Below are 20,361 nucleotides of genomic sequence, written 5' to 3'. Positions count from 1 at the left end.
ATTCGCGTCGAGGTCGCAGAGTTCCGCTGGATCCTGCGACCTCGATGCGAAAGTGCGACGGGTGGGGCCGGGGTGTCGGCGGGGATGCCTAGAGTGGGCGCATGAGTCCTGACCCCCGCGCGCTGCTGCAGGAGCTGCGCGCTCAGGCCGAGGCCCGGGTGCAGGCCACGGCCGCGACCCTCGACGAGCTCACCCACGACCGCGAGAGCTCGAACGACGACGACGAACACGACCCCGAGGGCGTCACGCTCTCGTCGGAGTGGTCACGGCTGACCGGGCTCGCCGAGGCGGCAGCATCCGAACTCCGACAGGTCGACGACGCGCTGGCACGAATGGATGCCGGCACCTACGGCGTCTGCGCGAACTGCGGCAGGCCGATCCCCGCGGCACGACTGCAGGCCCGACCTTTCGCCGAGTACTGCGTCGCCTGCGCCGAGAAGCTCGGGCACTAGCCCTGACACGGGTGGCGAGCACGAGTAGCATCCCACCCATGCCCATCACACTCGAGAACGTCGGGATCGCCGTGCGCGACCTGGAAGCCACCATCTCCTTCTTCACCGACCTCGGCCTCACGGTGCTCGGTCGCGACGAGGTCAGTGGGGAGTGGGCGGCGACCGCGGTCGGACTCGACGGCAACCACGCGAAGATCGCGGTGCTGCAGACCCCCGATGGGCGCGGCCAGATCGAGCTGTTCGAGTACATCCACCCGGATGCGATCGAGACGGAGCCGACCCTTCCGAACGAGATCGGTATGCATCGCATCGCCTTCTCGGTCGACGACATCGACGAATCGCTCGCGATCGCCGCCCGTCACGGCTATCACCCGCTGCGCGGCGTCGCGAACTACCAGGACGTCTACAAGCTCACCTATCTCCGTGGCCCCAGCGGCATCCTCGTGATGTTCGCGCAGGACCTCACGAAGAGCTGACCGCGGCAGAACGCGTCATAAGTCGCCGTACACGGCCCGACGGTGCGCAACCCGGAACACGGTCACCAGCACGACGTCGTCGACGACCTCGTAGAGCACACGGTGATCGCCGATCCGGATGCGCCAGGCGTTGTCGAAACCGGTCAGCTTGCGGACACCGATCGGACGCGGCTCCTTCTCCAGCGCGGCGATGCCGGCGAGGATGCGACGCCTGACCTGGGGGTCGAGCTTGCGGATCTCCTTCGCGGCCGGTGCAGTGAACTCGACGCGATAGGCAGTCACGAGAGTTCGGCGCGAAGATCGTCTAGAGAGACGCGCTCACCGTCATCCGCCGCCTTCGCCGCACGGAACTCCGCCGCATCGCGCGCGGCTTCCAGTTCCTCCAACAGCTCGAGGTCGTCGACGCTGATCACGACGGCGGTGAGCTTGCCATGGCGCGTCACCCCGACGCGCTCAGCCCCGTACGCGACTCCGCCCAGCACATCGGCGAGACTGTCGCGAAGATCCTTGGAGGGGATGCTGCGGGTGAGAGTGGTCATGCCTCCATTATAGGCATAAGCGACTTTAGAGGCATTATGTACATAACTCGCTTTCACGTCACCATCCCGCGCCAGATCACCTCGATCGCGGCCCGCATCCGCTCGACCACGGCAGGATCGTTGACCCGGTCGCCGCGCACGACGAGCTGGTAGTACGCGACGCCGGCGATCGCATCGAAGCAGGCTTCGACGTCGAGGTCGGGGCGCAGCTCGCCCCGCGCCATCCCCACCCGGAGTGCGTTCTGCAGCGGCACCCGGCGCCGCGACACGTGCGATTCCCAGTAGGTCCGCTGCAGGGCACGGTCGGCCATCACCAGGCGGATGCGCTGCCGGAACCGCTCCTCGGAGTATCCGGGAGCCGAGGGGGCGACACCGTCGACACCGAGTCCGAGCCCCGCGAGCAGGATCTCGTGCAGGTCGGCATCGGCGGGATACTCCGGCGGCACCTCGCGGCCGACGTCGAGCGCCGCGGCGATCAACAGGGTGAGTGAGGGCCAGCGCCGATACAGTGCCGCCCGGCTCACCCCGCTGCGGGCGACCACGCGCGACACCGTGACCTCGTCGCCCGCGTCGATGATGTCGAGCGTCGCCGCGACGATCTGCCCGTCGAGGTCTTCGTCACGCGGACGACCGGGGCGGCGGCGAACCGCAGCCCCGGCATCCGCCGCCAGAACCGTCACGCGGCGAGCGCCCGCTCGCGCAGCCGGGCGATCGTGGCATCCGAGAGCCCCGCGGCGCGCAGCGGGGTCAGCGGGTCGCCGTGCTGTGCACGAAGGGTGTCGAGCAGGCTGCGCATCGACACGTCCATCGATCCCTCCAGCAGCGACGAGGTCTTCCCGAGCGCGTCGGCGTCGAAGCCCAGCGCCTTCCACATCGCCCCCATCACGGGTGCGGTGCGCGCCATGATCGCGACCATGTTGTCGCCCGTGCGGGCGTAGTCGGTGACGATGTCGTCGTCGGCGGCGCCGAGGGCGAGCAGCAGCATCGCCGCCAGCACACCCGTACGATCGCGACCCGCTGCACAGTGGAAGGCGGCAGCCCCCGGCGTGTACGCGATGACGTTGAGCGCGATCACGAGCTGCGGCGCTGCTCCATCGACCATGCGCTGGTACATCAGGCCCATCGCCTCATGCGTGAGCGCGGGCTTGTCGCGGTCGATCGACTCCCCGACATCCGCGATCAGGGGCAGGTGGTGGTACGCGACCAGATGCTCGCCCAGCGGCCCCCGCCCCGTCACCGAGACCTCGAGCGGCGAGCGCAGGTCGATGATCGCGGTGAGTCCGCCCCTGACGAGGTCGTCGGCGACCTGCGCGGTCACGTAGGCGAGGTCGTCGGTGCGGATGGCGAGCCCCTCGCGGAGCACGCCGCCGTCGATCGCGATGCCGCCGAGGTCGCGCAGGTTGACCGGTGCGCTGAGGACGAGGTCGGTGTCGATGAGGGTCATGTGATTCTCCTTCGGATGAGGGCGCTGCCCTGGTCGATCGCCGTGACGAGCACGATGATGCAGATGATGATGGCGCTGAGGTGGCCGTAGTCGTACATGCGCATGGCGGTGGTCAACTCCAGACCGATGCCGCCGGCGCCGACCAGGCCGAGGATCGTCGCCCCGCGCACGTTCCCCTCGAACAGCAGCAGTGTGTACGAGGTGAGCAGGGGCGCGGCCTGCGGCAGGATGCCGTACTGGATGACCTGCCGCTTCGAGGCGCCGACCGCCTCCATCGCGACGACCGGTCCGCGGTCGACCTGCTCCATCGCCTCGGCGAAGATCTTGCCGATCGAGCCGATGGACCCCAGCGTCATGGCGAGGATGCCGGCGAAGGGCCCGAGCCCGACCGCCGAGACGAACATGAGCGCGAACACGAGGTCGGGCACCGAGCGGATGATGTTCATCATCCAGCGCGTCGGGTAGTACAGCCACTTCGGCGCGAGGGTGGACGTGGCCCCGAATGCGACGATGAGCGACAGCACCGCGCCGAGCACCGTGCCGACGACCGCCATCTGGAACGTCTCGAGCAGCAGCGCGAGGATGGTGCCGATCTTCGAGAAGTCGGGCGGGAACAGGCGCGACAGGAACTCGCCCATGTTGACCGCGCCCTCGCCGAGCTTCACGAAGTTGAACTCGGCGCCGTTGAACGACCACAGCAGCAGCAGGAACGCGACCGGCAGGCCGATCAGGAAGCGGGCGCGCGGCACCCGGAAGGCGCTCTCGAGCCTGGCACGCTCGGCCGAATCGAGCGCGGGGCGCGCGGTCCGGTCGGTGCGGTCTGCGCGCGGTTCAGTGGTCGTGCTCATCGCCGTCCTCCTCGTCGTCGTACAGCGGGCTGAGGGCGGCGGCATCCAGTTGCGAGGTCGCGCCCGAGACGAGCATCTCGCCGTGCCGCAGCCCGACGATCCGGTCGCTGTGCGCGAGAGCGAGGGGCAGCACGTGCAGGCTCACGAGCACCGGGATGCCGTCGTGCGTCGCGATCTCGCGCAGCAGTTCGAGCACCGAGCCCGCGAGCTTCGGGTCGAGCGAGGCGACCGGCTCGTCGGCCAGGATCACCTTCGGCTGCTGCATGAGCGCCCGGGCGATCGCCACGCGCTGCTGCTGTCCGCCCGAGAGCGAGCGGGCGGGGGCGGACGCCTTGTGCGCGATGCCGACCCGGTCGAGCAGTTCGAGCGCCCGACGGCGGTGCGCGGTCGAGAAACCACCGGCCAGGTTGATCGGCCCCGCGCCGTGCAGCGCGCCCGTGAGCACGTTGGTCATGACGCTGAGCCGGGGGATCAGGTTGAACTGCTGGAACACCTGCCCGACCTCGGAACGCAGCGTGCGCAGTTCGCCGCGGGCGAGATTCGTGACGTCGTGCCCGGCGACCCGCACCGTGCCGGCCGAGATGGGCGCGAACCCGGTCAGACTGCGCATCAGGGTCGACTTGCCCGAACCGGAGGCCCCGAGCAGAGCCACCATCTCGCCCGGGAAGAGGTCGAGGTCGACCCCGTCGAGCACGGTGTTCTCGTCGTACGCCACCTGCAGGTCGCGCACCGTCACGAGCGGGAGTGCCTGGCGCAGTTCGGCGGTGGGGGTGCGCGTTTCGTCTCGTCGCTGCGCTCCTCGCTCAACGACCGGAGGCACCTCGGTCGTTGAGCGAGCGGAGCGAGACGAAACGCTCGACAGGGTCACTTGAGGTCCTTGAGCTCGACACCGGCGACAGCCGCGATCTCCGCGAAGGACTCGAAGTCCGCTCCGTCGGGGTCGACCGTCTGCGGGGCCGCAGCGAACGCCCCGTAGGCGCCGAGACGCTCGGCGTTCTCGGGCGAGAACACCTCGGCGATTCCGTCCTGGATCACCTTGCGGGTCTCGGCATCCAGCGACGGGCGGCCGAGCACGGCGCCCTGGATGTCCATCGCCGGACTCTCGCCCACCGCACGCCACTCGCCGTCCTCGAACGGGAACATCGGGGCGCCGAGCTCGGTGAGCATGACCGCGGTGCACGCGGCATCCACCTGGCCCTGCTCCAGCGCGGCGAAGCTGCCCTCGTGCCCGCCCGCGAAGATGGCCTCGTAGTCGGTGCCCTGCTCGAGCCCGGCCTCGTGCAGCATGTACACGGGCATGAAGTAGCCCGAGCTGGAGGCCTGGTCGGCGAACGCCACCATCTTGCCCTCGAGGTCTTCGACGGTCTGGATGGGCGAGTCCTCGAGCACGACACAGGTCGACACCGGCTTGCCGTCGCCCTGGAACGCGACCAGCGCGTCGACCTCTCCGGTGTTCACGGCGAGCGCGGACGGGAAGCCGCTCATGATGCCGATGTCGACGTGATCGGCGCGGATCGCCTCGACCACGCTCAGGTAGTCGGGCACATCCGTGATCTCGACATCGCGGCCGGTCGCCTTCTCGAGCAGTTCGGCGAACACCTCGACGGGGTTCTCGGCGGTGGGGTCTTCGCCGACGGGAATCGTGGCGATCGTGATGGGGGCGTCGGGATCGGCCGGGGCCGCCTCGGCGGTCGGGCTCTGGCATCCGGTGAGGGCGAGGGCGGCCACGCCCAGGAGGCCGACGACGGGCAGGGTGAAGCGGCGCATGATGACCTTTCGGGAGGAGACTCCTCGGAATTCCGAGAACATCGGTATTCCAACTCCCGAAGGTGACGGGCAATTACGAGACCGCCGTACTCCGAATGGAACGTCGGATGAACGGACGGTGTCGTCGGACAGCCGAAGCGGGGCAGCCCCCGAAGGGAACTGCCCCGCAACGACAGGAACCTACGGCAGCGCCGGGCCTCCTGGTCCCGCGCCCGGCACGGGGTAGTACACGGGCGGAGTGTCATCCCACGCCGACGGCAGCATCAGCAGGTCGTCGTAGTGGTGCATGGCGATGCCGCCGAACGAGGCGTCGTCCTGGAACGCCGTGTACGTCTTGTCGAGCTCGCCCTCGAGGTAGGTGCGTCCCTCCTCCCAGAACGTCACGGTCTCGGGGTCACCCGTGCCGGAGAGGTCCTTGGTCTCGATGCCGACCACGACCGAGTTCGGCTTGCCGATCTGGTTCGCGTAGTCGATCTCGTGCTGCGCCTGGGCGATGATGCCCGCACTGCCGTCGGCCGTGTCGCGGTAGTCCATGATCGCGATGTAGTCGGTCATGTCCTGGATGTGGTCGCTGAGCGGCTTCGTCTGGCCGTTCCAGGTGATCGACGTGCAGCAGGCCGAGGAGTCCAGCCAGCGCGGGATCGCGGGCCCGACCAGCACCGGCAGCCCGGAGGCGTCGCGGCGCTCGATGAGCGTGTCGAGGATCTCGAGCCACCGGTTCGGGAGCCCGCCGCTGCCGGGCAGCTTCCAGTCGCTGAGGATGTACGGCTCGATGTCGACGTTGATGCCGTCGAAGCGCGCGGACTCCGGCACGGCGAGGTTGTAGTCGAGGACCTTCTCGAACTCGTCGACCGCGAAGTGCTCGAACTGCTCCAGGGCGCCCAGATACGGCGGACGCGTGCCGCCGGCGACGGTGGCCTGCACGTGGTAGCCGCGGGCGCGGGCCCACTCCACGAACGCCACGACCTCGTCACGCGAGTCGCGCAGCATGTCGGTGGTGCCGTACTTGTCGACGCCGAGGTAGATCGTGCGGATGGGGTCGGACCCGAAGGTCGTGGTGTCGTCCATCACGGCGCCGAGGCGGTCGCGGGCGTCTTCATCGAACACGGCCTCGTAGGACGCGCGCTCCCAGATCCACATCGCCCGGTCCTGGTCGTAGATCACGGGGGTCTCGGCGGTGGCTCCGCCGAGCGCGACGTAGGTGGTCGGTGCCTCGGAGGTGTGCCCCGACACGTCGGTCGCACGGGCCTCGATGCTCGCGAACTCGGAACCTGCGACGGGGAAGGATGCCGCGTACTCGCATCCGCCCTGCGCCGTGGCGGCCTGCCAGGCACCGCCGTTCACCCGCACCTCGACGGCGGACAGCGCGCGGTCGGATGCCACGTCGACGACCACGTCGAGCGAGGAGCCGGCATACGCGCCCTCGGTCGGCGAGACCACCGTGACGACCGGGCGGGATGCGGCCGGGTTGTCGACCTCGACGGCGAGGAACTCCGACCAGGTCGTGTAGAGGGTGGTGAGGTCACGGGCGCGCACCGCGAGGTCGAGTCGCCCGTCGCGGTCGGCGATGTCGAGGTCGATGGTCCACGTGCCGGCGGTGCCGGTGACCGGGATCGGGATCACCTCCTGCGCCCCCACGACGAGCACGAGCTCGGAGGTGTTCGCGAACGTCCCCTCCACCGTGAGCGTCGACCCGCTGACGGTGCCGCCGTCGACGGGCGAGGTGATCGCGAGCTCGGTCGTGACGGTCTCTGCAGAGGCGGCGCCGCCGGTGGCGACCACCCCTCCGGCGAGAAGGCTCGCGGCGACCAGCGCCGACAGCCAGCGTGTGCGTCTCATCGGTGTCTCCTTCCGCTCCGCCGGGCGCGGAGTCGTCGTGACTGCCACCGTGACGCGCGGGCATCCGGTGGTCAACGAAACGTCCGAGAAGGGGAATGACTGGAGGAAGGAATCGGGACTGCGCCGGCGTCGGCCCTGCGCTTCGCTCGGCCGATCGCACGTGCGTCGGCCCTTTCGCACGGATGCGGCCGAGGGAAGCGCGATTCCCCGCAGCACGCGCCGCGAGTGCCCGACACCTTGCCGAACCGAGTCCGAATGAATACGGTTGCATAGCGAAGACTCACGGGCGTCCACGGGCCGAGGAGGGCGACATGGGAGCTTTCCCGAACACGCAGCCGCTGTTCGTGAGCCTGGCGCAACAACTCCGCGACCGCATCGCCGCCGGCGAGTGGTCCCGGGGCGAGCGCCTGCCACCGGAGGCGACTCTGGCCGCGACGCACGCGGTCGGCATCAACACCGTGCGGCGGGCGGTGGGGATGCTCGTCGACGACGGAGTGGTGGTCCGCCGCCAGGGCTCCGGCACGTACGTGTCGGCGCGCGGGGCCGGGAAGAGTCCCGTGATCGGCGTGATCGTCCCGTCGCACAGCTACTACTTCCCCACCGTCGTGGAGGGGATCACGGAAGTGGCCCGGGCCGCGGGCGTCACCCTGCGCATCGTGTCGAGTGAGTACGACGACGCCCTCGAGATCCGTCGGATCCGGGAGTTCCTCGCCGCCGGATGCTCCGGACTCCTGATCACGCCCACCCTGCACCTGGCCGACCCCACGGCGCGCCTCGACCTGCTGCGCGCCCTGCCGATCCCGGTGGTGCTCATGGAGCGGATGCCGACGGACTCCCCGCCGGATGACGGGCTCTCGGCGGTGTGCACCGATGTCGTCGCGGGCGGGTATGCGGCCGTGCGGCACCTGGCACGGCAGGGCCGTCGACGTATCGGATTCCTCGGACGCCGCGACACCGCGACGGCCGACGCCGCGCTGCGCGGCTACCGGCGCGCGATCGACGACCTCACCCTCGTCGACCTCCCGGGCGCGGTGGTGCGTCGGGATTCGTGGGACGACGCGGCACTCGCCGACTACGCGCACCGAGCGCGGTCGGCGGGACTCGACGGTGTCGTCTGCCTCGGCGACCGCGAGGCGACGGCGCTCCTGCCGCACCTCAGGCGCGCGGGACTCTCGCTTCCCGACGACCTCGCGCTCGTCGCCTTCGACGATGAGGAGGCGGCGGATGCCCCACTCCCCCTCACCGCCGTGTCACCGCCGAAGCGCGAGATCGGACGCCTCGCGGCGAGCACGCTACTGCGGATGCTGGGGCGCGGCGGCGACCGAACCCCGGTGCGGATGCTGCTGCAGCCGATCGTGCGGGAGCGGGCGTCGAGCGCGCGTGCCCAACCCCGGGTCTTGCAACCGCTTGCATGATCGCGCCGTGCGTCATAGGTTGAAGTCAGGCCCGACCCCAGGGCCGATGATCGACCCGAGGATTCCCGTGCCCCACAGCCCGCGCCGCACTCTACCGCGCGCCCCCGTGCGCATCGTCCATCTCGGACTCGGTGCCTTCCACCGCGCACATCAGGCCTGGTACACCGCTCACGCCGACCCCGACCACGAGTGGGGCATCGCGGCGTTCACGGGTCGTTCGCCCGATGCCGCCGAGACACTCGCGCGACAGGACGATGTGTACACCCTCCTCACGCGCGGCGCGGAGGGCGACCATCTCGAGACCGTCGAGAGCATCGTGGCCGCGCACGACGGCGGCGACACCGAGATGCTGCGCGACTATCTCACCCGCCCCGAAGTCACGGTCGTCACGCTCACGGTCACCGAGAAGGGCTATCGACGCGGCGCGGACGGACGTCTCGACGTCACGGACCCCGACATCACCGCCGACATCTGTGCGCTGGGCGAAGCCTTCGCCGATCGGGAGAATCCACCGGGAGCGATCGCGAACGGCGTCCTGCGCACCATGCCCGCCCGCCTGCTCTGGGCGCTCGACGCCCGACGCCGCGCCCTGCCCGACGGCACGATCACGCTGATCCCGTGCGACAACCTCGACGACAACGGGACCGCACTCCGGTCCGTGGTCGGCGACCTCGCCGCGCTCACCTCCCCCTCCCTCGGCGCCTGGATCGACGCGCAGGTCGACGTGGTCGGCACGTCCGTCGACCGCATCACCCCGCGCACCACGGCAGACGACATCGACGCCGTCGCCGCACGCGAGGGCATCCGCGACGAGGCCCTGGTCGTGACCGAGCCCTTCCACAGCTGGATCCTGAGCGGACGCCTCCGCGCCGACCGCCCGCGCTGGGAAGATGCCGGGGCCTCCTTCGTGTCCGACATCGAACCGTTCGAGCAGCGCAAACTGTGGATGCTCAACGGCGCGCACTCCCTCCTCGCCTCCGACGGCATCCTGCGCGGACACGAGACCGTCGCCGAGGCCATCGCCGACCCGGAATGTGCAGTTCTCGTGCGCGACCTGTGGGATCTCGCCCAGCGGCGCCTCGACGCCTCCGCGGACAGAACCGGCGTCGACCTCGGCCTTCCCGCCTACCGGGGGGCGCTGCTCGAGCGATTCGCGAACCCCGCGATCGTGCACCGGCTGCGGCAGATCGCCGCGGACGGGAGTCTCAAGCTGCGTGCCCGCATCGTCGAACCGGTGCGCCGCGCGCGCGCCGAGGGCGAGACAGGCGCGGCCGGCATCGCCGCGATCGCCGCCTGGGCCCGGTTCGTCATCGCCGAGGTTCAGGCAGGACGGCCGCTCGACGACGTCGCCGCGGAGGAGCTGGCCGCACGCGCGACGGATGCCGATCCGCATCGCGCTCTGCTCGACCTGCTCGCACCCGATCTCGCCGAGGACCCCGCCGTGCTCGGGGTGCTCACCGACCACGCCCGCTGATCCACCCCCGCTGGCCCCCACGCACGCGAAGAGCGCCGATCCCGAAGGACCGGCGCTCTTCGACGTCTGCGGCGTCAGCCCTTCACGGCACCGGCCATCATGCCCGCGCCCAGGCGACCCTGGACGAAGAGGAACAGGATGACCACGGGCACCGAGATCAGCGTGGCGCCCGCCATGATGCCGGCCCAGTCGGTGGCCGACAGCTCGCTGCTGAACGTCTGCAGCCACAGCGGCAGGGTGGCGTTGCCCGGCTTCGTCATCACGACGAGGGCCAGGGTGTATTCGTTCCACGCCTGCAGGAACGCGAAGACGGATGCCGTGACGATGCCCGGTCCGAGCAGCGGCAGCGTGACCCGCATGAACGCCCCGAACCGGCTGCAGCCGTCGACCATCGCCGCCTCTTCGAGCTCGGCCGGGATGCCGTGGATGAACCCGCGCAGCAGCCACACCGTGAACGGGACGACCGTGCCGATGTAGAGCAGCGACAGGCCGCCGACCGTGTTGAGCAGGTGCCAACCGTCGAGCATGCGGAACTGCGAGATGAACAGCGCCTCGGTCGGGATCATCTGCACGATGAGCACGAGCAGGATGATGAGCCCGCCGCCCTTGAAGCGGAAGCGGCTCACCGCGATGGCGGCGAAGAACCCGAACAGCACAGCGACCACGACCACGATGACGGTCACGCCCGCGCTCATGCCGAGCGCCGACCAGAAGCCGCTGTCGGCGAGGATGCCGGCGAAGCTGTCGAAGCTCAGCGGGAACGGGAAGAACCGCGGTGTGCGCGAGAACAGCTCCTCGTTGTCCGAGAGCGCGGTGTTCACCATCCAGTAGATCGGGAAGACGAGGAGCAGCGCGGCGGCCACGGCGACGCCGTTCCAGGTGCGCCGGCGGGCGTCGTTGCGATTGCCGATGGTCCGGCGCGAGCGCGGCGGCACGACGGCGGCGATGTCGGTGGTCCTGGTCATGGTCGGGGCACTCATTCCGAGACCTCCTTCTGCTGGGCGAACATCTTCGCGATGTACTTCCAGGTGAGCAGCAGCGTGAGGATGAGCACGATCGTCGCGAGAGCCGACGCGTCGCCGTACTCGCCCTGGCCGATGCCGATCCGGTAGATGTAGGTGCCGAGGAGGTTGGTCTCCTCGATCGAGACGCCCGCCTGCTGCAGCACGTAAATCTGCGTGAACACGCGCAGATCCCACACGATCTGCAGGAGTCCGACGATCATGACCGCCGGGGTGATGAGCGGCATCGTGACGTGCCGGAAGCGCGTCCAGGGTCCCGCGCCATCGAGCTCCGCCGCCTCGAGCACCTCGGTGGGCACCTGGGTGAGGGCGGAGTAGATCATGAACACGATCAGGGGCAGGCTGCCCCAGATGACGGTGATCGCGGCGATCGTGAACACGCCCATCGGAGTGGAAGTCCACGGGAAGCCGGCCATGTCGGGGAAGCCGATGCGCGCGAGGATCCAGTTCACCAGGCCGTAGCGGGCGTCGAACAGCCACTGCCAGATGACCATGGTCACCAGCGCCGGCGTCGCCCACACGAGCAGCAGCGTCACCTGCAGGGCGATGCGGGCCCAGCTGCTCACCTTCGTCAGCAGCAGCGCGATCAGCATGCCGATCACCATCGACAGCGACGCGCACACGGCGCAGAAGAGCACGGAGCGGAAGAACACGACCCACATGTTCGGGTCGGTCAGGATCCTGCCGTAGTTCGCCAGGCCCACCCATTCGGGCTCCTGGCCGAACTGCTGCGCCAGCCCGAACTTCTGCAGCGACATCACGAACTGCTGCAGCAGCGGCCAGCCGAGGGCGATCAGCACCGCCGCGAGGAGCGGCGCGATCAGCAGGTACGGGAGCAGCGCTCCCCGCGCGCGGCGCGGCCGCGTGCGGGGAGCGGGCTGCTGCGGGGACGCCTCGGGGGCGACCTCGACATCGATCACGGGAGTGGTCATCATCAGTCGCCGTTGAGGGTCGCTTCGATCTTCGCGCCGATGCGCGTGACCACCTCGTCGATGTCCTCACCCTTGGCGATCGCCGAGTAGAGGTCGACCGGGATGTTGTTGCCCTCCACGATCGCCCAGTTCGGCGCCGCCGGGGTGAGGGCGCTCGTCTCGGCGATCTGCTGCTGGAGCTCGGCGTCGACGATGCCGTCGGGGATGGCCGACGCGAAGGTGGTGTTGCCGGGGACCCAGCCGGAATCCTCGGCGAGCTGGGTCATGAAGTCCTCGCTGAGGATCAGCTTCATGGCCTTCTTCGCCAGCTCCTGCTGCGACGACTTCGCGGCGATGCCGACATTGGAGCCGCCGAGGAACTGGTGGCTCTCGCCGCCGGCCTCGACCGGAGGAAGCGCCATCACACCGGTGACGTCGGCGAGCTCGGGAGAGATGCTGTCCTGCGCGAACACGCGGTAGGAGAACATCGCGACCTCGCCGTTGTTGTACGGAACCCAGGGGTTGCCCGCGGTCTCCTTCGCGTCGAGCGCGCCGAGGGCCGAGCCCTGCCAGATGGTCTGCATCTGCTCGAGCGCGGCCTTGGCCTCGGGGGTGTCGAGTCCGCTGACCCAGGCGCCGTCCTTCTCCTCGGCGTAGTTCGCGCCGTGGGAGAACAGCCAGCCCTCGAGCCCGTGCACGTCGACGACGGGGAAGTAGATGCCCTTGAAGCCCTCGACGCCGTCGGGGTTCGCCTGCTGCACCGTGGCGGCTGCGGCGACCAGGTCGTCGAGCGTCTCGGGGGCGGCGATGCCCGCCTTCTCGAGCAGATCGGTGCGGTAGAAGACGACGCTGGTGCCCGCGTAGAGCGGGTAGGCATAGGTCTTGCCGTCGAGGGTCGCCTGATCGACGAAGCTGGGGATCAGGTCGTCGCCGTCGACCTCGTCGTACAGGTCGGAGATGTCGGCGAGCGCCCCGACGTTCGCGAACGTCGCGGTCTTGGTGTTGCCGATCTCGACGATGTCGGGGGTCTCGGACTCGCTCGCGAGGGAGGTCTGGAGCCGGGAGACGATGTCATCCCAGGGCTGCATCTCCACCGTCAGCGTGGAGCCGGGGTTCTGGGCGGCGAACTCGTCTTCGAGCCACGCGACCGCATCCTCGGACACGGAGTCCTGCATGAGCCACACGCGGAGGTCTCCGCTGTCGGCGTCGCCTCCGTCGTTCCCGGTGCCTGAGCTGCAGCCGGTGACGGCCAGCACCGCGGCCAGTGAAGCGGCCGCCGCGATCACAGTGCGTCTTGCCATTCTCGTTCCTCCATGGTCTTCCTCGACGGGCCCGAAAGGCGCCCGATGAACGGGTGGTTCAACCGTTTCTCACGCTAACGTGCAAACGGTTGCATTACAATAGCTTCTTCGTTGAAGAGGGTGTAACGGTTGTGTTTCTGTTTGATTACCAGGGATAAGTCAGTGGTTGCGGGGAGCGCGCCGCAGCGGACACGACCTTCGGGGGCGTGATCCCTGCACCGCGTTGCACAGCCTCAGACGGCGATGGCCGCCGTGGCGCGGGCGACGGTCTCCAGCACCGCGATCGGGGCGAGCAGCTGCGCCATGGGGATCGGGGCTGCCCCCGTCGCGAGCATGCCGGCGAACGCATCCACGCCGGGCTGCACGTAGTCGGCACCCAGCACGATGTCGCGGCTGATGACCCCGTGGCCGCCGACGGCCGTCGCGCGGAACGGCACCTGGCCGTCGCCGTCGGGGCGGATGAACTCGAGCGTGACGAGCACGCCGCCGACCCGGTAGCGGGCGACGACCCCTCCCGGCAGGCGCTGCACGTCGACGTCCTCGGGCTGCCCCGGCACGAGACGCTGCGCCACGTCGGCGATGTGGATGCCGTAGAAGAAGATGCCGCTGTACGGACTGGCCGCATCCGCGGGTCCGGTCACGGTGACCGCCTGCAGCTCGCCGATCGATCCGAGGCCCTCGGCGATCGCGTCGGTGTCGGCCACCCAGCGCAGCGCCGACGACGAGGTGAGCACCGTGCCGCCACGCTCGGCCGCCGCGACGATCTCCTGCGCATCGGCGACGCTCGCCGCCAGCGGCTTGTCGACCCAGACCGGTGTTCCCGCCTCGAGGAACGGCACGGCGTGCGCCCGGTGCAGCGCCCCGTCGCGCGAGGTCACGATGAGCGCGTCGATGCTGCCGAGCAGGCCGCCCGACTCCGCGACGATCTGCTCGATGCCGCCGAGTTCCGCGAGCTCGCGCGTGCGGTCATCCTCACCCGCGACGAGCGCGACCACCCGCACCGGCACGTCCACCGGCCGCTCGACGTTGAGGTAGCGGATGATCTCCTCGGCGTGGCTGTTCTCGATGCCGACGATCGCGACGTTCTTCGTTTCCATGTCTCTCATCCTCTTTCACTCGTGGAGGTCGACGGGACGACCGGTGCGGGCGGACTCGTACACGGCGAGCACCACCTGCAGCGCCCGGCGGCCGTCGTCGGTGGTGATGGCGGGGCGACCGCCGCTGCGGATCGCCCGCACGACGTCGAGGTACTGCCGGCGATGCGCCATGTCGACGTCGCTCCACCCCTCCGGCACATTGTGCTCGACGAGCGAGTCGGCATCGGGCTGCGGCGCGGTGGCCGAGGCGAAGAAGGCGAGCCCGTCGTTCTCCATCACGGCCGTGCCCTGCGAGCCGTGCACGGCGAGGCGCACCGGAAGCCCCGGGTAGGCCGCGGTGCTGGCGAGCAGCAGGCCGATGGCGCCGCTCTCGAACTCGATCGTGGCGCCCGCGACATCCTCCACCTCGATGCCCTCGTGCGCGAGACGGCCGGTCTTCGCGCTCACCGACACCGGGGTGCCGAGCATCCACAGCAGCAGGTCGAGCGCGTGGATGCCCTGGTTCATGAGTGCACCGCCGCCGTCGATCGCCGAGGTGCCGCGCCAGTCTCCGGACTCGTAGTACTCCTGCGGGCGGAAGAACGCCGACTCCACGACTCCCGACGTCACGCGCCCGAGCGCGCCCTCGTCGATGGAGCGGCGGATGAACGAGGCCACCGGCTGGAAGCGGCGCTGGCTGATGACGGAGACGGTGCGTCCGGAGGCGCGCTCGGCGGCCCGCACCCGATCGGCGGATTCGAGCGTGACGTCGATCGGCTTCTCGACGATCACGTCCACCCCCGCGTCGAGGGCGGCGACCACCGCGTCGGCGTGGAAGGCACTGGGCAGGCAGATCGCGGCGAGGTCGACGCTCTCGGCGCGATAGGCCTCGGCGGCCGACGCGTGGAACGGCACGCCGTACTGCTCGGCGAGCGCACGCCCGCGCGCCTCGTCGACGTCGACGATCGCGGCGAGCACGCCGGCGTCGCCGAGAGCCGCGACGAGGCGCGCGTGGACGGCGCCGATCACCCCGGCGCCGACGATCGCGATGCGCAGCGGTTCGGTCATGATGTCTCCTGTCGTGGGGGTGGATGCCGGAGGTGTCGGCTCAAGTCGGCGAGCTCAGTCGGCGAGCTCACTCAGCCGGGCGCGACCAGGCCAGCGCGGTGCCGCCCTGGTCGGCGGATGCCTGGGCGAGGAGGGCGAGTCGGGTCGCGGCGAGCGAGTCCCGGGTTCCGACCTCGGGGGTGCGCCCGTCGGCGAAGGCGTCGAGCGCCTCTTCGGCCGGACGCCGTCCCGACGGCAGATCGAGCGCGCGGGTCGGCTGATCGTGGGTGGTGACCTCGACCCGGCCGCGGGCCCAGAAGATCTCCGCAGTCCCGTGGGTGCCGACCAGGCGCAGCCGGTAGTCGCCGTGCACGTCGGAGGCCTGCGGGGTGAGCCAGCTCACCTCGGCGGAGACGACGGTGTTCGGCGTCGTGAGGGTGGCCGCGCCGTAGCGCGCGAATCCGGCAGCGCCGTCGAGCGGTGCCGACACGGCTCCCCGGATCACGCCCTCGTCGGCCGGCGCGAACAGGAGCGCGGCGTCGAGGTCGTGCACCGACAGGTCGGTCAGGATCCCGCCGTACTGCGCCGGGTCGAAGAACCAGTCCGGTCGCTGGGTGCGGTTGAGCTTGTGCGGGCCCGACGAGGTGACGCCGACGATGTCGCCCAGCTCGCCGGCGCGCACGACATCGAGTGCGGCGAGGGTCTCGGGGTAGCCGCGCTTCTCGAGCAGCAGGTTCACGGTGCGGTCTACCTCGGCGGCCACGGCCTCGATCTCGTCGAGCTCGGCGAGCGAGGTGCACAGCGGCTTGTCGGCGAGCACATGAGCACCGGCACGGAGTGCGGCGACGGCATCGGCGCCACGCGCTCCGTAGACACCGGCGATCACGGCGACGTCGACGCCCTCGGCGAGCAGATCCTCGGCGCGGTCGAAGGCGGGCACGCCGAAACGGGCGGCGTGGTGCTCTGCGACAGCAGGGTCGGCGTCCTGGACACCGACGAGCTCGAACGCGGCGCGGTCGGCGCGGGTCAGCTCGTCGAGCACGTAGTCCACGTGCGGATGGGCGGCACCGATGATCGCGATCCGAGGCATGGGCGACAGTAAATCATGCGACCGGTTGCATGGTCAACCGCCGATCGTGTGCGCAGCCTCCGTGGTGGCCCGGACGACGAGGTGCGTGGCGATCGTCACGCGGGCATCCGAGCGCTCCCCGCTGGCGAGCACGCCGAGCAGCAGCTCGGCCGCCGCATCGCCCGCCGCCGCCGACGCGGCCGAGATCGTGGTGAGGGCCGGATGCGTGCCGGAGGCGAGGGTGTCGTCGCATCCGATCACGCTGATGTCGCGGGGGACGTCGATGCCGCGCAGTGCGAGCCCCGCCATCACACCCTGGGCGACCACGTCGTCGAACGCGATCACGGCGGTCGCCTCGGAGGCGAGGATGCCGCCGACCGCGTCGCGTCCGCCGGCCGAGCTCGGGCGCCCCAGCTCCTGCACGATGACTTCGAGTCCCGCGCGCTCGGCAGCCCGGGCGAGGGCGGCCCGGCGCTGCTGGTCCGACCACGACTCGCGCGGCCCCGACAGGTACACCACGCGGGTGTGGCCGAGGCGATGCAGGTGCGCGACAGCCTCGTCGAGCCCTCCGCTCGGATCGATCAGCACCCGCGCCAGACCCTCGATGTCGCGGTTCACGAGCACCACGGGGCGCGACGCGTCGAGCTCGCGGATGCGGTCCTCGTCGAGGCGCGGGGAGGCCAGGACGAAGCCCTCGACCTGGGCGCTGAGGCGCGAGGTGAGGTTGGACTCGCGGTCGGCGATCTCGTCGGAGTCGCCGAGGAACACCGCGTAGCCGGCAGCGTCGGCCAGCGTCTGCACGCGCCGCACGAGCGGCGGGAAGAACGGGTTGGCGATGTCGGGCACGACCACGGCGACGTTGCCGAAGCGACCGGTGGAGAGCGCGCGCGCGGCGTGGTTCATGACGTAACCGAGCTCGTCGGCCGCGGCCTTGACGCGTCGCACCGTCTCGGGGTTCAGCAGCTCGGGGCGGCTGAACGCACGGGAAACCGTCGACCGCGAGACACCGGCCACGCGGGCGATGTCGCCGATCGTCACCGACGTCGATGCCGTCTTCCTGTTGCCTGTCACGTCACACACACTAAGCCCGTGCACCGTGGCTGCGCGCGTGCGAACCCTCGGGAATCTCCTCCCGGGGGCGGCGAGAACGCGGAACGGATCGCACGCGGGGGCTTGACTTTGCAAGCGGTTGCATTAATCTTGCGAATCATGAGCACGACGACGTTCGCCCTGCATGCCCACCCCGACCGCGCCGCGATGGGCGCTGCCGCCGCGCGATCGGCGGCGCGCACGCTGCGCGAAGCCGTGGCCGCTCGCGGCACGGCTCGGATGATCGCCGCCGCCGCCCCCAGCCAGCTCGACGTCTACCGAGCGCTCACCGCCGAGCCCGACGTGCCGTGGGACCGCATCACGATCCTGCACATGGACGAATACCTCGATCTCGACCCCGCAGCTCCCCAGCGCTTCGGCAACTGGCTGCGCACCCACCTCGTCGATGCGGTGCAGCCCGCCGCGTTCCACCCCATGCGCACCGAGCTCGGTGCCCAGGCGGCGACCGAGGAGTACGCGGCCCTGCTCGCCGAAGGGCCCATCGACCTGGTGTGCCTCGGTATCGGCGTGAACGGCCACATCGCGTTCAACGATCCGCCCGATGCCGACCTCGGCGACCCGTGCCCCGTGCGCGTGGTGCAGCTCGACCTCGCCAGCCGCGTGCAGCAGGTCGACGACGACTGCTTCGATACGCTCGAGGCCGTGCCCACCCACGCACTGACGCTGACCATCCCGGCGCTGATGAACGGCGCTCACCTCGTGTGCGCCGTGCCCGATGCCCGCAAGGCCGAGGCCGTGCGCGCCCTGGTCGAAGAGCCGATCAGCTCGCACTGGCCGTGCACCGTGCTGCGGCGGCATTCGCGCTGCGAGGTGCACGTCGACCGCGACGCGGCATCGCTGCTGCATCCCGCACCGGCCGTGGCGGCCCAGGCGGCGCGATGACCGCGCGCACGCTGCACGGTCGCGACGCCCTCGGAGCAGGCGGGCTGGAGGTCGTCGTCGAGCACGGCCGGATCAGCGCGCTCACCCCGACCGCCGACCCCGGTGACGGCGCCCCCTGGATCGGCCCCGGACTGATCGACCTGCAGGTCAACGGCCACCTCGACGGTGACGCGAATGCGGCAGAGCCCTCGCCGGCCCACATCACGGCGATGGCACAGTCTCTCGCCGCCCACGGCGTCACGCGATTCCTGCCGACCGTCATCACCGCCTCGCCCGCCGAGATGCTCGCCCGCATCCGTGCGATCGACGAGGCCGTGCGCACCTCGACCGCGACCTCGCGCGCGGTCGCCGGCATCCACGTCGAGGGTCCCAGCCTGTCGGAGCAGGACGGCCCCCGCGGCGTGCATCCGCTCGCGCACATCCGCCCCCCGGCCATCGCCGAGCTGCAGACCTGGCTCGACGCCGCTCCCGGTCTGCTCCGGGTCGTGACCCTGTCTCCGCACCATCCGGGGTCCGTCGAAGCCACGCGCTTCCTCGTCGCGCACGGCGTGCGGGTCGCGGTCGGGCACACCCATGCGACGGATGCCGAGATCGCCGCGGTCGTCGACGCCGGTGCCACGCTCTCCACGCACCTCGGCAACGGCGCGCATGCGGTGCTCCCCCGGCATCCGAACTACCTGTGGACGCAGCTCGCCGAACGCCGGCTCGCCGCCGGTGTCATCGCCGACGGCCACCACCTGCCCGATGCCACGCTCGCCACCATGATCGCCGCGAAGCGCGAACACGGCATCTTCCTCGTGAGCGACGCCGTCGCCACGCCCACGGCCCTGCGGGAGGACGGCGTCTCGACGGTCGGCGGTGGTGTGCACCTCGCCGAGGATGGCGCACTGCGGCACGTGTCGACCGGATTCCTCGCGGGCTCCGTGCAGACCCTCGACGTCGGTGTCGCCACCGTCGCCCGCCTGACCGGCTCTCTGGCGGCGGCGCTGCGGCTCGCCACCTCCGCACCCGCATCCGTCCTCGGCGACGGCCCGCACTGGACGGTCGGCGCCCGTGCCGACGTGCTGCTGTTCGACTGGGCGCCCGGCGAGCGCGCGATCACGCCGCGCGAGGTGCTGATCGCGGGCGAACCCGCCACCGAGTCCGCCGACGCCCGCACGACCGCAGGAGGAACCCGATGACCATCGACAGGGCCGACGTGATCGTCACGAGTCCCGACCGCAACTTCGTGACGCTGAAGATCACGACCGCCGACGGCGTGACGGGGCTGGGCGATGCGACGTTGAACGGCCGCGAGCTCGCCGTCGTCGCGTACCTGACCGAGCACGTGGTGCCGTTGCTGATCGGGGCGGACGAGTCGCGTATCGAGGACACCTGGCAGTTCCTGTACCGGAGTGCGTATTGGCGGCGGGGACCGGTGACGATGGCCGCGATCGCCGCGGTGGACATGGCGCTGTGGGACATCAAGGGCAAGGTCGCCGGCCTTCCCGTCTACCAGCTGCTCGGGGGAGCGTCGCGGAACGGGTTGATGGCGTACGGGCATGCGTCGGGCAAGGAACTGCCGGAGCTGTTCGACTCGATCCGCGCCCACCAGGAGCAGGGATACAGGGCGATCCGCGTGCAGACCGGGGTGCCCACGTTGAAGGCGATCTACGGGATCGCCGCACAGGGGGCCGATGTCGGCGACGC

The 20,361-nt window shown here is 70.3% G+C and carries 21 protein-coding genes and 1 pseudogene; 7 read left to right on the top strand and 15 right to left on the bottom strand.

Going from position 1 to position 20,361, the window contains the following annotated elements:
• Positions 1–101 precede the first annotated feature (101 nt).
• The gene (locus tag CQ034_RS15590) at positions 102–452 is read left to right on the top strand and encodes a TraR/DksA C4-type zinc finger protein (RefSeq protein WP_029263103.1); all 351 of its coding nucleotides are present in this window, start codon (positions 102–104) and stop codon (positions 450–452) included.
• A 38-nt stretch (positions 453–490) separates the two neighbouring features.
• On the top strand, positions 491–928 hold the full coding sequence (locus CQ034_RS15585) for a VOC family protein (RefSeq protein WP_029263104.1): 438 nt from the start codon (positions 491–493) through the stop codon (positions 926–928).
• Positions 929–943: 15 nt separating this feature from the next.
• Here the strand turns inward: CQ034_RS15585 and CQ034_RS15580 are convergent, their stop codons facing one another.
• The 8 genes from CQ034_RS15580 to CQ034_RS15545 form a co-directional block, all read right to left on the bottom strand.
• Complete coding sequence (locus CQ034_RS15580; protein ID WP_105711761.1) at positions 944–1,210, bottom strand: type II toxin-antitoxin system RelE/ParE family toxin; 267 nt, start codon at positions 1,208–1,210, stop codon at positions 944–946.
• Positions 1,207–1,467 (bottom strand): type II toxin-antitoxin system prevent-host-death family antitoxin, encoded by a 261-nt coding sequence (locus CQ034_RS15575; protein WP_105711760.1) that lies wholly within the window; start codon positions 1,465–1,467, stop codon positions 1,207–1,209. Before CQ034_RS15575 ends, CQ034_RS15580 begins: the two co-directional genes overlap by 4 nt.
• 53 nt (positions 1,468–1,520) lie before the next feature.
• Positions 1,521–2,147, bottom strand: a complete 627-nt coding sequence (locus CQ034_RS15570; RefSeq protein ID WP_105711759.1) for a TetR/AcrR family transcriptional regulator — start codon at positions 2,145–2,147, stop codon at positions 1,521–1,523.
• Positions 2,144–2,911 carry a tyrosine-protein phosphatase gene (locus tag CQ034_RS15565; protein WP_105711758.1) on the bottom strand — a complete coding sequence of 256 codons (768 nt, stop codon included), beginning with the start codon at positions 2,909–2,911 and terminating at the stop codon, positions 2,144–2,146. Before CQ034_RS15565 ends, CQ034_RS15570 begins: the two co-directional genes overlap by 4 nt.
• Complete coding sequence (phnE, locus tag CQ034_RS15560) at positions 2,908–3,759, bottom strand: phosphonate ABC transporter, permease protein PhnE (protein ID WP_105711757.1); 852 nt, start codon at positions 3,757–3,759, stop codon at positions 2,908–2,910. The genes CQ034_RS15565 and phnE overlap by 4 nt, the downstream gene beginning before the upstream one ends.
• A complete protein-coding gene (locus tag CQ034_RS15555) occupies positions 3,743–4,579 on the bottom strand; it encodes a phosphonate ABC transporter ATP-binding protein (protein WP_105711823.1) in 837 nt (278 codons plus the stop codon). Before CQ034_RS15555 ends, phnE begins: the two co-directional genes overlap by 17 nt.
• 44 nt (positions 4,580–4,623) lie before the next feature.
• Positions 4,624–5,568 (bottom strand): phosphate/phosphite/phosphonate ABC transporter substrate-binding protein, encoded by a 945-nt coding sequence (gene phnD / locus CQ034_RS15550; protein ID WP_258134238.1) that lies wholly within the window; start codon positions 5,566–5,568, stop codon positions 4,624–4,626.
• A gap of 138 nt (positions 5,569–5,706) precedes the next feature.
• Positions 5,707–7,365 carry a hypothetical protein gene (locus CQ034_RS15545; RefSeq protein ID WP_105711756.1) on the bottom strand — a complete coding sequence of 553 codons (1,659 nt, stop codon included), beginning with the start codon at positions 7,363–7,365 and terminating at the stop codon, positions 5,707–5,709.
• Between the two features lie 311 nt (positions 7,366–7,676).
• On the opposite strand from CQ034_RS15545, the gene CQ034_RS15540 reads away from it, so the two are divergent.
• Complete coding sequence (locus tag CQ034_RS15540) at positions 7,677–8,780, top strand: substrate-binding domain-containing protein (RefSeq protein WP_181156345.1); 1,104 nt, start codon at positions 7,677–7,679, stop codon at positions 8,778–8,780.
• A gap of 67 nt (positions 8,781–8,847) precedes the next feature.
• Positions 8,848–10,254, top strand: a complete 1,407-nt coding sequence (locus tag CQ034_RS15535; protein WP_258134237.1) for a mannitol dehydrogenase family protein — start codon at positions 8,848–8,850, stop codon at positions 10,252–10,254.
• Between the two features lie 74 nt (positions 10,255–10,328).
• Here CQ034_RS15535 and CQ034_RS15530 read toward each other — a convergent pair whose 3' ends face one another.
• The 7 genes from CQ034_RS15530 to CQ034_RS15500 all read right to left on the bottom strand — a co-directional run bounded on the left by CQ034_RS15530 (position 10,329) and on the right by CQ034_RS15500 (position 17,751).
• Positions 10,329–11,234 (bottom strand): carbohydrate ABC transporter permease, encoded by a 906-nt coding sequence (locus CQ034_RS15530; RefSeq protein WP_081859895.1) that lies wholly within the window; start codon positions 11,232–11,234, stop codon positions 10,329–10,331.
• Positions 11,231–12,211: a carbohydrate ABC transporter permease gene (locus tag CQ034_RS15525; protein WP_258134236.1), complete on the bottom strand. Its 981-nt coding sequence runs from the start codon at positions 12,209–12,211 to the stop codon at positions 11,231–11,233. The genes CQ034_RS15530 and CQ034_RS15525 overlap by 4 nt, the downstream gene beginning before the upstream one ends.
• The gene (locus CQ034_RS15520; RefSeq protein ID WP_105711753.1) at positions 12,211–13,488 is read right to left on the bottom strand and encodes an extracellular solute-binding protein; all 1,278 of its coding nucleotides are present in this window, start codon (positions 13,486–13,488) and stop codon (positions 12,211–12,213) included. The genes CQ034_RS15525 and CQ034_RS15520 overlap by 1 nt, the downstream gene beginning before the upstream one ends.
• 233 nt (positions 13,489–13,721) lie before the next feature.
• The gene (locus CQ034_RS15515) at positions 13,722–14,585 is read right to left on the bottom strand and encodes a Gfo/Idh/MocA family protein (protein ID WP_181156344.1); all 864 of its coding nucleotides are present in this window, start codon (positions 14,583–14,585) and stop codon (positions 13,722–13,724) included.
• Between the two features lie 15 nt (positions 14,586–14,600).
• Positions 14,601–15,632 (bottom strand): Gfo/Idh/MocA family protein, encoded by a 1,032-nt coding sequence (locus CQ034_RS15510; protein ID WP_105711751.1) that lies wholly within the window; start codon positions 15,630–15,632, stop codon positions 14,601–14,603.
• 67 nt (positions 15,633–15,699) lie between these two features.
• Positions 15,700–16,701: a Gfo/Idh/MocA family protein gene (locus tag CQ034_RS15505; RefSeq protein WP_105711750.1), complete on the bottom strand. Its 1,002-nt coding sequence runs from the start codon at positions 16,699–16,701 to the stop codon at positions 15,700–15,702.
• A gap of 33 nt (positions 16,702–16,734) precedes the next feature.
• Complete coding sequence (locus tag CQ034_RS15500) at positions 16,735–17,751, bottom strand: LacI family DNA-binding transcriptional regulator (RefSeq protein ID WP_105711749.1); 1,017 nt, start codon at positions 17,749–17,751, stop codon at positions 16,735–16,737.
• Between the two features lie 138 nt (positions 17,752–17,889).
• On the opposite strand from CQ034_RS15500, the gene CQ034_RS15495 reads away from it, so the two are divergent.
• The 3 genes and pseudogenes from CQ034_RS15495 to CQ034_RS15485 form a co-directional block, all read left to right on the top strand.
• Entirely contained in the window at positions 17,890–18,672 is a 783-nt protein-coding gene (locus tag CQ034_RS15495; protein WP_208617652.1) for a 6-phosphogluconolactonase, read from the top strand.
• Positions 18,669–19,853 (top strand): N-acetylglucosamine-6-phosphate deacetylase, encoded by a 1,185-nt coding sequence (locus CQ034_RS15490; protein ID WP_105711748.1) that lies wholly within the window; start codon positions 18,669–18,671, stop codon positions 19,851–19,853. The genes CQ034_RS15495 and CQ034_RS15490 overlap by 4 nt, the downstream gene beginning before the upstream one ends.
• Positions 19,850–20,361 (top strand): annotated as a pseudogene (locus CQ034_RS15485) (bifunctional D-altronate/D-mannonate dehydratase); the annotation flags it as partial. The gene CQ034_RS15490 and the pseudogene CQ034_RS15485, both read left to right, overlap by 4 nt.

This window comes from Microbacterium sp. MYb45, from assembly GCF_002979655.1.
Classification (GTDB): Bacteria; Actinomycetota; Actinomycetes; order Actinomycetales; family Microbacteriaceae; genus Microbacterium.
Note: the sequence above shows the minus strand (reverse complement) of the source record. Positions and strands in the feature narration are given on the sequence as shown.

Excerpts from the sequence above, each read along its gene's own strand:
- CQ034_RS15590 (WP_029263103.1), top strand. The coding sequence starts at position 102 with ATGAGTCCTGACCCCCGCGCGCTGCTGCAGGAGCTGCGCGCTCAGGCC.
- CQ034_RS15585 (WP_029263104.1), top strand. The coding sequence starts at position 491 with ATGCCCATCACACTCGAGAACGTCGGGATCGCCGTGCGCGACCTGGAA.
- CQ034_RS15575 (WP_105711760.1), bottom strand. The coding sequence starts at position 1,467 with ATGACCACTCTCACCCGCAGCATCCCCTCCAAGGATCTTCGCGACAGT.
- CQ034_RS15565 (WP_105711758.1), bottom strand. The coding sequence starts at position 2,911 with ATGACCCTCATCGACACCGACCTCGTCCTCAGCGCACCGGTCAACCTG.
- phnE (WP_105711757.1), bottom strand. The coding sequence starts at position 3,759 with ATGAGCACGACCACTGAACCGCGCGCAGACCGCACCGACCGGACCGCG.
- phnD (WP_258134238.1), bottom strand. The coding sequence starts at position 5,568 with ATGTTCTCGGAATTCCGAGGAGTCTCCTCCCGAAAGGTCATCATGCGC.
- CQ034_RS15545 (WP_105711756.1), bottom strand. The coding sequence starts at position 7,365 with ATGAGACGCACACGCTGGCTGTCGGCGCTGGTCGCCGCGAGCCTTCTC.
- CQ034_RS15540 (WP_181156345.1), top strand. The coding sequence starts at position 7,677 with ATGGGAGCTTTCCCGAACACGCAGCCGCTGTTCGTGAGCCTGGCGCAA.
- CQ034_RS15530 (WP_081859895.1), bottom strand. The coding sequence starts at position 11,234 with ATGAGTGCCCCGACCATGACCAGGACCACCGACATCGCCGCCGTCGTG.
- CQ034_RS15525 (WP_258134236.1), bottom strand. The coding sequence starts at position 12,211 with ATGATGACCACTCCCGTGATCGATGTCGAGGTCGCCCCCGAGGCGTCC.
- CQ034_RS15520 (WP_105711753.1), bottom strand. The coding sequence starts at position 13,488 with ATGGCAAGACGCACTGTGATCGCGGCGGCCGCTTCACTGGCCGCGGTG.
- CQ034_RS15515 (WP_181156344.1), bottom strand. The coding sequence starts at position 14,585 with ATGGAAACGAAGAACGTCGCGATCGTCGGCATCGAGAACAGCCACGCC.
- CQ034_RS15510 (WP_105711751.1), bottom strand. The coding sequence starts at position 15,632 with ATGACCGAACCGCTGCGCATCGCGATCGTCGGCGCCGGGGTGATCGGC.
- CQ034_RS15505 (WP_105711750.1), bottom strand. The coding sequence starts at position 16,701 with ATGCCTCGGATCGCGATCATCGGTGCCGCCCATCCGCACGTGGACTAC.
- CQ034_RS15495 (WP_208617652.1), top strand. The coding sequence starts at position 17,890 with ATGAGCACGACGACGTTCGCCCTGCATGCCCACCCCGACCGCGCCGCG.
- CQ034_RS15490 (WP_105711748.1), top strand. The coding sequence starts at position 18,669 with ATGACCGCGCGCACGCTGCACGGTCGCGACGCCCTCGGAGCAGGCGGG.